The sequence below is a fragment of the Streptomyces sp. NPDC014891 genome (genome assembly GCF_043081085.1).
GTDB lineage: Bacteria > Actinomycetota > Actinomycetes > Streptomycetales > Streptomycetaceae > Streptomyces.
Map to the genome: position 1 here is coordinate 43,655 of NZ_JBIBWF010000013.1, position 12,997 is coordinate 56,651.

The 12,997-nt window shown below is 73.4% G+C and carries 9 protein-coding genes; 4 read left to right on the forward strand and 5 right to left on the reverse strand.

The features are described 5' to 3' along the window. Positions 1-195 precede the first annotated feature (195 nt). Complete coding sequence (locus ACF09E_RS30840) at positions 196-1,197, forward strand: RNA polymerase sigma factor RpoD/SigA (protein ID WP_148003791.1); 1,002 nt, start codon at positions 196-198, stop codon at positions 1,195-1,197. 161 nt (positions 1,198-1,358) lie between these two features. Here ACF09E_RS30840 and ACF09E_RS30845 read toward each other — a convergent pair whose 3' ends face one another. Continuing rightward, complete coding sequence (locus tag ACF09E_RS30845) at positions 1,359-2,318, reverse strand: helix-turn-helix transcriptional regulator (RefSeq protein ID WP_392209150.1); 960 nt, start codon at positions 2,316-2,318, stop codon at positions 1,359-1,361. Positions 2,319-2,380: 62 nt separating this feature from the next. On the opposite strand from ACF09E_RS30845, the gene ACF09E_RS30850 reads away from it, so the two are divergent. Further along, a complete protein-coding gene (locus tag ACF09E_RS30850) occupies positions 2,381-3,913 on the forward strand; it encodes an MFS transporter (protein ID WP_392208890.1) in 1,533 nt (510 codons plus the stop codon). A gap of 89 nt (positions 3,914-4,002) precedes the next feature. Here the strand turns inward: ACF09E_RS30850 and ACF09E_RS30855 are convergent, their stop codons facing one another. The 4 genes from ACF09E_RS30855 to ACF09E_RS30870 all read right to left on the reverse strand — a co-directional run bounded on the left by ACF09E_RS30855 (position 4,003) and on the right by ACF09E_RS30870 (position 7,978). After that, positions 4,003-4,845, reverse strand: a complete 843-nt coding sequence (locus tag ACF09E_RS30855; protein ID WP_392208892.1) for a DUF6227 family protein — start codon at positions 4,843-4,845, stop codon at positions 4,003-4,005. Positions 4,846-4,928: 83 nt separating this feature from the next. Next, complete coding sequence (locus tag ACF09E_RS30860) at positions 4,929-6,014, reverse strand: P1 family peptidase (RefSeq protein ID WP_392208894.1); 1,086 nt, start codon at positions 6,012-6,014, stop codon at positions 4,929-4,931. A gap of 26 nt (positions 6,015-6,040) precedes the next feature. After that, positions 6,041-7,246: a low temperature requirement protein A gene (locus ACF09E_RS30865; protein ID WP_392208896.1), complete on the reverse strand. Its 1,206-nt coding sequence runs from the start codon at positions 7,244-7,246 to the stop codon at positions 6,041-6,043. Positions 7,247-7,258: 12 nt separating this feature from the next. Further along, complete coding sequence (locus ACF09E_RS30870; RefSeq protein ID WP_392208898.1) at positions 7,259-7,978, reverse strand: sirohydrochlorin chelatase; 720 nt, start codon at positions 7,976-7,978, stop codon at positions 7,259-7,261. A gap of 658 nt (positions 7,979-8,636) precedes the next feature. Between ACF09E_RS30870 and nirB the strand changes: the two genes are divergently transcribed. Next, entirely contained in the window at positions 8,637-11,414 is a 2,778-nt protein-coding gene (gene nirB / locus ACF09E_RS30875; protein ID WP_392208900.1) for a nitrite reductase large subunit NirB, read from the forward strand. Positions 11,415-11,563: 149 nt separating this feature from the next. Next, positions 11,564-12,988 carry a NarK family nitrate/nitrite MFS transporter gene (locus ACF09E_RS30880; RefSeq protein ID WP_392208902.1) on the forward strand — a complete coding sequence of 475 codons (1,425 nt, stop codon included), beginning with the start codon at positions 11,564-11,566 and terminating at the stop codon, positions 12,986-12,988. The last annotated feature ends 9 nt before the right edge of the window (positions 12,989-12,997 follow it).

Consider the following 12,997-nt stretch of genomic DNA (forward strand, 5'->3'; position numbering starts at 1 on the left):
CCCCCCGTGCCCGGTCTGACCTGCACCTCCGTGGGTTTCGGAAGCATGTCCGCAGGGGCGGCGGCCGCGCAGGATACTGCATGATCGCGAAAATCCATGAGCCGGGTGGGAATTCTGTCCTGATTCCAGTCGTTGTTTCCGTCGGATGCAGGGCACCCGAAAAGGTGTCGCGACCTACTCAGCAAGGGAGCACGCATGGCAACCCGTGCCGTCGCCCGTCGTCAGACCTCCGCCCAGAGCGGGGCCGCACGGGCAAGCAGCGTTCGCGCCGTGGGCGGGGAGATCGCCGACCGCGACCTGGTCGGCATGTACCTCGACGAGATCGCGCGCACGCCCCTGCTCGACGCCGCCAAGGAGGTCGAGCTCTCGCAGACGATCGAGGCGGGCGTGTACGCCCGGCAGATACTCGACGGTGAGGTGGAGTCCGAGGCGGGAGGCGCGTCCCGCGAGGAGCTCGAAGCGCTCTACGAGGCGGGCGAGCGCGCCAAGGACCTCTTCATCAAGTCCAACCTGCGGCTCGTCGTGGCCGTCGCCCGGCGCTACCCGCGCAGCGGGCTGCCGCTGCTCGACCTGATCCAGGAAGGGAACGCGGGCCTGGTGCGCGCGGTCGAGAAGTTCGACTACGCGAAGGGCTTCAAGTTCTCCACGTACGCCACGTGGTGGATCCGCCAGGCCATCACCCGGTCCATCGCCGACCAGTCCCGCACGATCCGGCTCCCCGTCCACCTCGTGGAGGAGCTGGGCAGGATCCGCCGGGTGCAGCGCGAGTTCAACCGGGAGCACGGCCGCGAGCCGGAGCCCGCGGAGATCGCGGCCGAGCTGGACACGAAGCCCGAGCGCGTGGTGGACGTGCTCGACTGGGCGCGTGACCCGGTCTCGCTGAACATGTCGGTGGACGACGAGGGCGAGACGCAGTTCGGCGACCTCCTGGAGGACACGTCGGCGATCTCCCCCGAGCAGTCGGTGCTCACGCTGCTGCGCAGCGAGGAGCTCGACGACCTCATCGACAAGCTCGACCACCGGACCGCGTCGATCATCCGCATGCGGTACGGGATCGAGGACGGGCGCGAGCGGACGCTGACGGAGGTCGGCAAGCAGCACGGTCTGACGCGCGAGCGGATCCGCCAGATCGAGAAGCACGCCCTGCTGGAACTGAAGAAGATGGCGCACGACACGGGCTTCGACGCGGTGGCCTAGAGCGGCCGGCGACCGGGACCGGCTCTGCGGGCCGGGGTGAAGCCCCCGTCCCGCAGAGCCCGGTGGCCCGCGGCCACCCGACCGTGTGCGGCCGGGAGCCGGCGGACTTGGCCGGTCACGGCTCTACCGGGTCACGGCCCTCCCCGGTCATGGGCCTGCGGTCACGTGCGTGTCGCCGCCGTCAGGCGGGTCGCCAGGTCCTCCGTGTAGGCGCGGAGGGTCGGTGGGCTCTGGATAGTGAAGGGGGCGTCCACCAGGGCCAGGCGGATGGCCAGCCATTCGACCGAGTCCGCCGACCGTGCGCGGAGGCGGCAGGTCGTCGGTCCCGTCGGGGCCGGGACCAGGTGCGAGGGGAGCCGGGCCGTGACGAAGTCGGCCGGCGCCTCGAAGGTGACGTCCAGGTCGAGTTCCGGCTGCGCCCGCGACATCGAGCGGGCCAGGAGCTGCGCCGCGTCGCCCGCGGGAAGCTCCCGCGGGGTGAAGCGCGCCCCCGTGGCGAGCGGGTCGGTCACCCGGTCCACCCGGAACGTGCGCCAGTCCTCGCGCCCCAGGTCGTACGCCACCAGGTACCACCGGTGTCCGGTGGAGACCAGCCGGTAGGGCTCGACCAGGCGCTTCGACTCGGCTCCGTCGCCCGCCCGGTAGCCGAAGCGGAGCCTCTCCCGGCCGGTGACCGTGCCCGCCAGGGCGGTCAGGGTGGCGGGGGTGACCGTCGCGCCGTCTCCCCGGGTCAGCGGGATCGTCGCGTTCTGGAGGGTGGAGACCCGGTGCCGGAGCCGGGCGGGCAGGACCTGCTCCAGCTTCGCCAGAGCCCGTACGGAGGCCTCCTCCACCCCCTCGATGGCGTGCCCCGCCCCCGCCCGCAGGCCGACCGCGATGGCGACGGCCTCCTCGTCGTCGAGGAGCAGCGGCGGCATGGCCGTTCCGGCGACGAGCCGGTAGCCGCCGACGGCGCCGAGCGTCGCCTCCACCGGGTACCCGAGGTCCCGGAGCCGGTCGATGTCCCTGCGGATGGTGCGGGGGGAGACCGCGAGCCGTTCGGCGAGTTCGCTTCCGGGCCACTCGCGCGGGGTCTGGAGGAGCGAGAGCAGATTCAGGAGTCGTGCCGGGGTGTCCGTCATGTCGTCCAGGATGCGGGCCATCTAGGACATGTGCTGACCTAGATGACCTCTATCTTCTTCGTATGAGTGCACACGACCTCGACGCCGCCACGGACGCGGCCCCCACCGACACCGGTGACAAGCGGCGCTGGATAGCCCTCGCCATCGTCATGACGGCCGCCTTCATGGATCTGGTCGACGCCACGATCGTCAACATCGCGATCCCCAGCATCGAGCGGGACCTCGGCGCCAGCATCGGGGCCATCCAGTGGATCACCGCCGGGTACGCGCTCGCGTTCGCCGCCGGTCTGATCACCGGTGGCCGTCTCGGCGACATCTACGGCCGCAAGCGGCTCTTCCTCCTCGGCACCGCCGGCTTCACGCTCGCCTCCGCGCTCTGCGGGTTCGCGGCCAACCAGGAGATGCTCATCGCCTCCCGCCTCCTCCAGGGAGTGGCGGCCGCGATGATGGTGCCGCAGGTCCTGTCGATCGTCCACGCCACCTTCCCGGCGCACGAGCGCGGCAAGGTCTTCGGCCTGTTCGGCGCGATCGTCGGCCTGGGCGCGGTCTCCGGGCCGCTGCTCGGCGCACTGCTCACCCAGTGGAACATCGCCGGACTGGAGTGGCGCCCGATCTTCCTCATCAACCTGCCGGTCGGCATCGCGGGCCTGCTCCTGGGCCGGAAGTTCATCACCGAGTCCAAGGCGCCCAAGGCGCTCCGCCTCGACCTGGTCGGCGTGCTCCTGGTGACGACCGCGCTGCTCATGCTGATCTACCCGCTGACGCGCGGCCGCGAGCTGGACTGGCCGCTGTGGGGCTACCTGATGATGGCCGGCAGCCTGCCCGTCTTCGGCGTCCTCGTCGCGTACGAGAAGTACAAGACCCGCAAGGACGGTTCGCCGCTCGTCGAACTGTCGCTGTTCCGGGTGAAGAGCTTCGCGGCCGGCATCGCGGTCCAGCTCACCTTCGGCGTCGTGATGGGCATCTTCTTCCTGGTCTGGACGCTCTACATGCAGATCGGGCTCGGCTGGACCCCGCTGCGGGCGGGCCTCACCGGGGTGCCGTTCTCGATCGCGGTCTCGGTGGCCGCCGGCCTCTCGGTGCAGAAGCTGGTGCCGCGCTTCGGCCGCAAGGTGCTCCAGGCGGGCGCCCTGACGATGACGGCGGGCGTCCTGCTCTACATCGTCGAGGCAGGCCGGTACGGGACGGACATCGCGTCCTGGCAGATGATCCCGCCGCTGGTCGTCATGGGTCTCGGCATGGGCCTGATCGTGGCCCCGCTGACGGACGCGGTCCTCTCCGAGGTGCCGCGCGAGCACGCCGGTTCGGCCTCGGGCCTCATCAACACGACCACGCAGATGGGCAACGCGCTCGGGCTCGGCCTGGTGTCGGTGGTCTTCTTCGGTGTGATCGACGGGAAGCCCGCCCCCACGTCCCCGACCGAGGCGGGGCTGGCGTTCGCGGACGCCTTCCAGAACGCCATGGGCTGGGTCGCGGTCGTGCTGGCCGTGATCTTCCTGGTGATGTTCGCGCTCCCCGCGAAGCCCAAGCAGCACCTGGAGGGCGGCGGCGAGGAGCCGGAGCCCGTCGGGAAGGAGCCGGCGCTCACGCACTGAGCCGCCGGTCCTGACGGAGGGCCCCGCCCCGGACATCGTCCCGGAGCGGGGCCCTTCCCCCTGGGTCGGCGGGCCCCGGAGCCCGCGTGTCAGCGGACCCTGGAGCGGGACTCCATCGCGTCCCGGGCCGCGCGCTCGTCCTCGTAGACCTCGCACATGTGGCGTCCGTCCGGAGTCGCCGTGTGCTCGACCTCCCAGAGGCTGGCCTCGCTGCCGTCGAGCAGCAGGAACTGGTGCTCGTAGAGGGTGAAGCCGGCGTCCCGGCCCCCCTCCGCCGCGCCGTGGCGACCGAAGGCCTGGGTGATGTGGTGGGCGAAGGCCAGCCGGAGTCGGCGGGCCGTCGCCTCGCCCGGCCGGTCCGCGTTCTCCGCGCGGCGCAGGACGCGGCGCGCGTGGTCGGCGGAGTTGTCCGGCACGTACATCCGGGGCTGGGCGGGTATCGGGCGGGCGAGCAGCGCGCTCAGCAGGGCCAGGTCGTCGTCCTCGTCGAAGGCGCGGCCGTCGGCGTGCTCGGCCGTCCAGCCCGGCAGGGGACCGGCGGGGAGGCGGGAGGCGGCGAGCCGCGCCTCCGACTCCTCCGCGTACAGCTCGTGGTGCTCGGTGCCGTCCCGCCCGGCGTTGTGCGTGAGCTCCCAGAGACTGAGCGCGGAGCCGTCGCTCAGCAGGTACGTGTGGCGGTGGGTGGAGCGGCGCAGCGACGCGCTGTGGTGCGAGGAGTGCAGCGCGCTGGAGTGGGCGAGCGCCGTACCGAGGCGCTCGACGGTCGAGTCGGGCAGGTCGAAGGAGTTGAGCGCCCGGCCGAGGAGCCGCTCAAGGTGCGTCTCGGTCGTCTCGTACGGATCGTGAGGATCCTGCGGATCGTTCAAGAGGGTCTCCAGGCCGTCGCCGCATGTCACTTGGTGCTTGCTTAACGTAGTCCCTGGGTCCGACATCGCGTCCGGGGTTCGGGAAAACGAAGGGCGCCGGCGAGAAGTTCCCGGCCCGTCCGAGGGCGTCCCGCCCAACTCCCCTGCCGTTACCGGGAGTACGGGTCCGTGGTCCGTGTCTCGCCGTAGAGCTCGCGGTACGAGGGGAAGTCCCTGCCCGGCCCGCGCAGGCCGCCGGGGGCCGCCAGCACCGCCCGGACGATCGCCCGCGTCACCAGCTCCGCGCCGGCCGCCAGGACCTCGTTCAGGGCCAGCGGACCCGGCTCGTGGGGCAGTTCGCGGTCCCCGGTGGCGAGGGTGAAGACGGTGTCGCCGTCGTTCATCAGGTGCACCGGACGCAGGGCGCGCGCGATCCCGTCGTGCGCCGTGCCCGCGACCTTCTGCGCCTGCGCGCGGGTCAGCGCGGCGTCGGTCGCGACGACGGCCAGCGTGGTGTTCAGCGGGGGCGGGGCGGCCGCCTCCCGCGCCTCGGCGAGGCGCCGCACCGCGGCCTCGTGCACCGCCCGGTCCGGGAACACGGGCGGGCCGCCGGACTCTCCGTACGCCCCGTACAGCGCACCCGTGGCCGGGTCGACGGCGGAACCCACCGCGTTCACGACCACGAGCACGCCGACCGTGATCCCGGACTCCAGGACGGTGCTCGCCGTGCCCACCCCGCCCCGGAGGCCGCCGACGACCGCGCCCGTGCCCGCGCCGACCGCGCCCGTCTCCACGCGCGCGTGGTCCCCGCCCGCCTCGGCCGCCTCCACCGCGGCCCGCCCCGTCGCCGGTCCGGGCCGGGCGCCGAAGTCGCCGCCCCGGCCCAGGTCGAAGACGCACGCGGCGGGCACGACCGGCACCACGTGCGCGGGGTCGGGACCGACCCGCACGCCCCGCCGCCGCTCCTCCAGCCAGGCCATCACCCCGGCCGCGGCGTCCAGGCCGTAGGCGCTGCCGCCGGTGAGGACCACGGCGTCGATGCGCTGGACGACGTTGCGCGGATCGAGCGCGTCGGTCTCCCGCGTCCCCGGCCCGCCTCCCCGCACGTCCACGGCCGCGACCGCCCCGCCGGCCGGGGCGAGCACCACCGTCGTACCGCTCAGCGCCCTCTCCCCGGCCACGCGCGCGTGGCCCACGCGCAGACCGCGCACATCGGTGATCGAGTCCGTCGTCCCGTGCTGTTCGGGCTGTGTCATGACCCCTGCCTACCACGTGGACCGGCTCAGCCGGCCGCGGTGCCCGGCCCCGTCCCCGGGCCGGCCCCCGCGCGGGTCGCCGGGTTCCGCGCCGTCAGGGTCACGCCGACCGCGACCGTCGCCGCCGCGACGACTCCGGCGGCGAGGACCGCCCAGTGGCCCGCGAAGGAGCACATCAGGATCGCGAGTGCCGAGACCGGCAGGACGAGCTGCTGCGCGATGCCGACCTTGAAGTAGCGGGCGTGCAGGAGCCACACGGACAGCAGGAACACGGCGGACGGGATCGTCACCGCCGACGCGGCGGCGAGGGTCGAGATGTGGGCCTTGCCCACGGCCTGCTCCACGGCGATCTCCAGGCCCGCGCCGACGGCCGCCGCGGCCGCGAAGATCACGTAGTGGCCGTACCCCCACCGGAACGCCGCGCGGCTGGACGTCAGCCGGTCGTGGGCGGGGACGACGAAGTAGATCCACCAGGCGGCGAAGACGAGCAGCAGCCCGCCCGCGGCGATCGGCAGCACCTCGCCGAGGGCGTCGTTCTCGGCGATGCCGGTCTTCACCGCCACGGTCGCCGCGGCGACCGTCTCGCCCAGCACGATGATGGTGAACAGCCCGTACCGCTCGGCGATGTGGTGCGGGTGCCAGGTGCTGGGCGCGTTCCGCTCCGCGAACAGGGGGACGGACATCTCGGCCAGCGCCATCACGAGGAAGACCCACGGCCGGGCCGCCTCCGGCACCACCAGCAGGGCGATCCAGCCGATCTGCACGGCGACGACCCCGCCCGCGTACCGACGGCACATGCTCCGCTCGGCGGGGTCGGTGGCGTGGTGCGCCGCCCGCAGCCACTGCGTGGCGAGCGCGAGCCGCATCACGACGTAGCCGATGTAGACCACGAGGAAGTCGTGGTCGGCGAAGGCGCGCGTGACCCCGGCCGCGAGGACGAGGACGCCGGCGATCTGGATGAGGGTGACGACCCGGTACAGCACGTCGTCGTTGTCGTAGGCCGAGGCGAACCACGTGAAGTTCATCCACGCCCACCAGATCGCGAAGAAGATCATCGCGTAGTCGAGGATCCCCTCGCCCGCGTGGCCCTCGGCGACCGCGTGCACGAGCTCCGCGCCGGCCTGGGCGACGGCGACGACGAAACACAGGTCGAAGAACAACTCCAGCGGCGTGGCCGCCCGGTGCGACTCCTTGCGGGAGCGCGCGGTGAGGGGGAGGAACGGTTGTGTCATGCCCCCAGCACATCAGAGCGGAAGGGCCTCCGGCCCGCATGCCACGCGCAACGGGACCCGCGCCGCCTCCGCGTACCGCCCGGCCACGAGCCGCGCCACGCGCGCGTGGTCGGCGATCGGGTCGGCGACCGCCCACGTGCCGGGGACCGCGGCCAGCGCGCGCGTGAACCGGCCCGGCGCGAGGAGGTGGGCGGCCACCGAGACCCGGCGGAAGCCGCGGGCGCGCAGCAGCGCGACCGCCTCCGCCGGCGCCGGGGTGCTCGCCGAGCAGTACGCGGCCGTCACCGGCACCGGCAGGAGCAGGCCCAGCTGCCGGACCGCCGTCAGGGTGCCGTCGTCCCCGCCCGGCCGCGACGACCCCGCGCCGGCGACGACCACCGCGTCCGCCGCGCCCCCGGCCGCCCGTTCGGCGGCCCGCAGCCGGTCGTACAGGGCGAGCGCGACCGCGGGCTCGCCGCTCAGCCCGCGCGTCACCGTGCAGTCGAGGGGGCGGGCGACGGCCGGGATGTCGACGGTGCGGTGGTAGCCGTCGCCGAGGAGCAGCGGCACGACCACCGCACCCGGCCGCTCCGCGAGGACGCACGCGAGGGAGGGCGCCTGGTGGTCGAGGTGCCCGACGGCGACGGGCCCGCCGGTCAGCCCGCGCACGGACGCGGCGAGCCGGGCGATCGTCGCGCCCGCCGCCGGAACGGTGCTCCCGTGCACCGCGAGGACCAGGTCGCGTGCCGTCATCCGTGCCTCCACCCGCCCCCGGTCGTGCGGTCGGTGAGTGTCCCGTGCCCGTCGGGGCCGTGCGACGGATCGGGGTGTGTCTCGTGCCCGTCGGGGCCGTGCGACGGTTCGGGGTGTCCCGTGCCTGTCGGGGGCCGTGCGACGGTCGGGGTGTGTCCGGTCCCTGTCGGGGGCCGCGCGACGGTGTCGTGCGTCGGCGCGGCCCCACCCGTTCACGCTAAGCCCGCGCCGACGCCCTGCGGCCGCGCCGTTCGGCCCCGGCGGCAGGGTCCCAAGTCCCGGATCCTCGGGCCCTTCACGGCCCGACACGCCCGCCCGCCGCCCCTACGGTCGGAGGAGAACACACCCGGACGCGATCCGGACGCGAGCCGGTCGCGCCCGGGAGGAGACCAGTGAGCGAGCCGGTCGCCCGCCTCGGGAGGGACCCGGTCGCCCGCCTCGTAAAGACATTCGTAAGCGAGCCGGTCGCCCGGACGCGTCCCGGGCCCGTCCCCGGGCAGCCGCCCGTGAGCCGACCGTCGGCCCGCCGGGCAGCCGCCCGCACGCGAGCCGACCGCCCGTCCCCGGGCAGCCGCCCCCCCGCCCGTCCCCGTACCGCCCCGCCCGCCCCGCGCACCCACCCACCCGAACCCACCCCCACCCCCCCCCGGAGACCGCCATGGCCGCCCAGCGGACGCAGAACCTCGTGCTCATCGGCCACGGCATGGTCGGCCACCGCCTCCTGGAGGCGCTGGCCGAGCGCGGCGCGCTCGCCGACCCGGCCGCTCCCGGCGGTCCCGGCTGGCGGGTCACGGTGCTCGCCGAGGAGGACGTGCCCGCCTACGACCGGGTCCACCTGTCATCCGTCTTCACCGGCACCGACCCCGGCCGACTCGGCCTCTCCACCCCCGAGTTCCTCACCGGCCACGGCATCGACCTGCGGCTCGGCGACCCCGCCGAGCACATCGACCCGGCCGCCCGCACGGTCGCCACCACCTCCGGCGCGATCGTCCCCTACGACGCCCTGGTCCTGGCGACCGGCTCGTACCCCTTCGTGCCGCCGATCCCCGGCGCCGACGCCCACGGCTGCTTCACGTACCGCACGCTGTACGACGTCGACGCCCTCAGCCGGTACGCCGAGCAGGCCGGGACCGGTGTCGTCATCGGCGGCGGCCTCCTCGGCCTGGAGGCCGCCGGGGCGCTGCGCACCCTCGGACTCGCCACGCACGTCGTCGAGTTCGCGCCCCGGCTCATGCCGCTCCAGGTCGACGACGGAGGCGCGGCGGCCCTGCGCGCGACCATCGAGTCCCTGGGGGTGTCCGTGCACACCGGCGTCGGAGCCGCCGAGGTCGAGACGGACGCCGACGGGAGGGCCCGCCGGCTGAGGCTTTCGGACGGCGCACGGCTCCCCGCCGACGTCGTCGTCTTCTCCGCCGGGGTGCGGCCGCGCGACCGGCTCGCCCGCGAGGCGGGACTCGCGGTCGGCGACCGCGGGGGAGTGGCCGTGGACGAACGCTGCCGGACCACCGACCCGTACGTGTACGCGATCGGCGAGTGCGCGCAGACCTCCGACGGCCGGGTGTACGGCCTGGTCGCCCCCGGCTACCAGATGGCGGAGACGGTCGCCGACCAGCTCGCGGGCTCCGGTGCGACGCTCTTCACCGGCGCCGACACCTCCACCAAGCTGAAACTGCTCGGCGCGGACGTGGCCTCCTTCGGCGACCCCTTCGCCGACGGCCGGGACGGCGGGCCGCGGGCCACCGAGATCGTGTTCTCGGACGGACGCGAGGGCGTCTACAAGAAACTGCTGCTCGGCCCCGAAGGACAGCTCCTCGGCGGCATCCTCGTGGGCGACGCCGAGGCGTACGGGTCCCTCAAGCCGCACGCCGGCCGCCGACTGCCCGGCCCGCCCGAGGCGTTCCTGCTCCCCGCCGGCGCGGCGGGTGCGGAGCCGCCCGGCGCCGAGGCCCTGCCCGACGACGCCGTCGTCTGCTCCTGCCACAACGTGACCAAGGGAGCGGTGGCCGAGGCCATCGCCGGGCACGGGCTGACCGACGTCGGCGGCGTCAAGCGCTGCACCAGGGCCGGCACGGGCTGCGGCGGCTGCGTGAACACCCTCCAGGCCGTCCTCGACGCCTCGGGAGTGGCCCGGCCCCGCGGCCTGTGCGAGCACTTCCCCGAGCTGTCCCGACCCGAGATCTACGCACTGATCCGCGCCGAGCACATCCGCTCGTACACCGAGCTGGCGGAGCGGTACGGCTCCGGCGGCGCGGGCTGCGCCGTCTGCAAGCCCGTCGTCGCCAACGTCCTCGGCACCCTCGCCCCCGAACTGGGCCTGCGGCACGTCCTCGACGGCGAGCAGGCCGCGCTCCAGGACTCCAACGACCTCTTCCTCGCCAACCTGCAGAAGGACGGCACCTATTCGGTCGTGCCGCGCGTCCCGGGCGGCGAGATCACCGCCGGCCAGCTCATCGCGATCGGCGAGGTGGCCCGCGACCACGGCCTCTACAGCAAGATCACCGGAGGGCAGCGGATCGACCTCTTCGGCGCGCGGAAGGAGGAGCTCCCCGTCATCTGGCGCCGGCTGCTCGCGGCGGGCTTCGAGTCCGGGCAGGCCTACGGGAAGTCCCTGCGCACGGTCAAGTCCTGTGTCGGCTCCCGGTTCTGCCGCTTCGGGCAGGGCGACTCGGTGCAGCTCGCGATCGACCTGGAGCTCCGCTACCGGGGCCTGCGCGCCCCGCACAAGATCAAGGGCGGGGTCTCCGGCTGCCTGCGCGAGTGCGCGGAGGCACGCGGCAAGGACATCGGCGTGATCGCCACCGCCGGCGGCTGGAACCTGTACGTCTGCGGCAACGGCGGCACCCGCCCCCGGCACGCCGACCTCCTCGCCTCCGACCTGACGGCCGCCGCGCTCTTCACGCTGGTCGACCGGTTCCTCATGTACTACGTACGGACCGGGGAGCGCCTGGAGCGCACCTCGGCCTGGCTGGAGCGGATCGCCGACGGGGGCGACGGCCCGGCGCACCTCCGGGACGTCCTGGTCGAGGACTCGCTCGGGATCTGCGCGGAGCTGGAGGCGCAGCTGGACCGGCACGTGGCGGCGTACCGCGACGAGTGGCGGGCCGTCCTCGACGACCCGGCGGCCCTGGCGCGCTTCGAGCCGCACGTGGCCGGGGTGGAGTTCCTGGAGCCCGGCCGCGGCCGCGCCGCGGTCCTCGCGGACGGCACGGAGGCCGCGCTGTTCCGGGACGGGGACGGCACGGTGTACGCGGTGGGCAACCGGGACCCGTTCTCGGGCGCCGACGTCATCGCGGACGGGATCATGGGCAGCCGGGACGGGGTGCCGGTGGTGGCATCGCCCCTGCACAAGCAGGAGTTCGACCTGCGGACCGGTGCCTGCCTCGACGATCCGGCGGTGGCCCTCCCGGTCCTTCCGCTGCCCACGAGCCGGCCCTGACGGGCCCCGGGCCCTGTCGTAGGGCCCGTGCGCGGCCCGACCTTGGCCCTCCGGTCCGGCGACCATCGGCACTGACCCGGCCCGGGTGGCGCGGCGCAGCCTGGAAGGGCAAGGAAGTCCCCGAACGCCAGGGAAGTCAGGGAAGCGCCATGAGTTCCGTAGTCCAGGACAGCAGAAGGACGGGCGGCGACCCCGCCGTCTCGTACGACACGGAGCAGTACCGTCCCGGCAGGCCGATCACGGACTGGGAGCCGGAGAACGAGCTCTTCTGGAAGTCGATCGGACGGAAGGTCGCGAACCGCAACCTGTGGATCGCCGTGCCGGCGCTGCTGGTGGCCTTCGTCGTCTGGCAGGTCTGGTCGGTCACCGCGACGAACCTGAAGGACGTCGGCTTCGGCTTCTCCACCTCCCAGCTGTTCTGGCTGACGGCCATCCCCGGTCTGACCGGCGGCACGGCCCGGATCCTCTACACCTTCCTCGGCCCGATGGTCGGGCAGCGCCGCTTCACCGCCCTGTCGACGGTCGTGCTGATCGTGCCGCTGATCTGGCTCGGCGTCGCCATCCAGGACCCGACGACCCCGTACGCCGTGATGGTCGCCATCGCCGCCCTCTGCGGCATCGGCGGCGCGAACTTCGCCTCCTCCCTCGCCAACATCGGCTTCTTCTTCCCCAAGGCGAAGAAGGGCAGCGCGACCGGCATCAACGGCGGCCTGGGCAACCTCGGCGTCTCCGTGGTGCAGCTGCTGACCCCGATCGTCATCACCTGGTCGACCATCGCGATCGGCTCGGCCCAGCACAAGGCCGACGGCACCCCCGTGTACTTGCAGAACGCCGCCTTCCTCTGGGTCCCGGTCCTGCTGGTCCTCGCGGCCGTCGCCTGGTTCGGGCAGAACGACCTGAAGGTCGCCTCGACCCCGTTCAAGCAGCAGAAGGTCATCTTCAGGCGGAAGCACAACTGGCTGATGACCTGGCTGTACGTCGGCACCTTCGGCTCCTTCATCGGCTTCGCCGCCGCCCTGCCGATGCTGATCAAGACCACCTTCCCGGACTATTCGATCGCCACCTACGCCTGGATGGGCCCCGCCGTGGGCGCGCTCGCCCGCTGGGGCGGCGGCTGGATCGCCGACCGGTGGGGCGGTGCCCGGGTCACCATCCTGTCCTTCGTGGGCATGGCCGCGGCGATCATCGGCGTGATCGAGTTCCTGCCCTCGGGCAGTGACGGCGGCTCGTTCTACGGCTTCTTCCTCTGCTTCCTCGCCGCCTTCTTCTTCTCCGGAATCGGCAACGGCTCGACCTTCCGCCAGATCCCGGTCATCTTCCGGGGGACCCACCTCAAGGGCCTCGAGGAAGGCACCCCGGAATACGACAGGGCGCTGAAGCAGGCGGAGATGGAGTCCGGCGCCGTCACCGGATTCACCTCGGCCATCGCGGCCTACGGCTTCTTCTTCATCCCGGCCCTGTTCGGCTCGGTGGCCGTGACCAGCGCGATGTGGGGATTCGTCGCCTTCTACGTCAGCTGCATGGTCGTGACCTGGTGGTTCTACGCACGGAAGAGCGCCGAGGCCCCCAGCTGAGACACCCCG

What these genes read in the sequence shown, in the direction of transcription:
- nirB (WP_392208900.1), top strand. Translation starts at nt 8,637, where the DNA reads ATGGCCGCCCAGCGGACGCAGAACCTCGTGCTCATCGGCCACGGCATG.
- ACF09E_RS30870 (WP_392208898.1), bottom strand. Translation starts at nt 7,978, where the DNA reads ATGACGGCACGCGACCTGGTCCTCGCGGTGCACGGGAGCACCGTTCCG.
- ACF09E_RS30845 (WP_392209150.1), bottom strand. Translation starts at nt 2,318, where the DNA reads ATGACGGACACCCCGGCACGACTCCTGAATCTGCTCTCGCTCCTCCAG.
- ACF09E_RS30860 (WP_392208894.1), bottom strand. Translation starts at nt 6,014, where the DNA reads ATGACACAGCCCGAACAGCACGGGACGACGGACTCGATCACCGATGTG.
- ACF09E_RS30865 (WP_392208896.1), bottom strand. Translation starts at nt 7,246, where the DNA reads ATGACACAACCGTTCCTCCCCCTCACCGCGCGCTCCCGCAAGGAGTCG.
- ACF09E_RS30840 (WP_148003791.1), top strand. Translation starts at nt 196, where the DNA reads ATGGCAACCCGTGCCGTCGCCCGTCGTCAGACCTCCGCCCAGAGCGGG.
- ACF09E_RS30880 (WP_392208902.1), top strand. Translation starts at nt 11,564, where the DNA reads ATGAGTTCCGTAGTCCAGGACAGCAGAAGGACGGGCGGCGACCCCGCC.
- ACF09E_RS30850 (WP_392208890.1), top strand. Translation starts at nt 2,381, where the DNA reads ATGAGTGCACACGACCTCGACGCCGCCACGGACGCGGCCCCCACCGAC.
- ACF09E_RS30855 (WP_392208892.1), bottom strand. Translation starts at nt 4,845, where the DNA reads ATGTCGGACCCAGGGACTACGTTAAGCAAGCACCAAGTGACATGCGGC.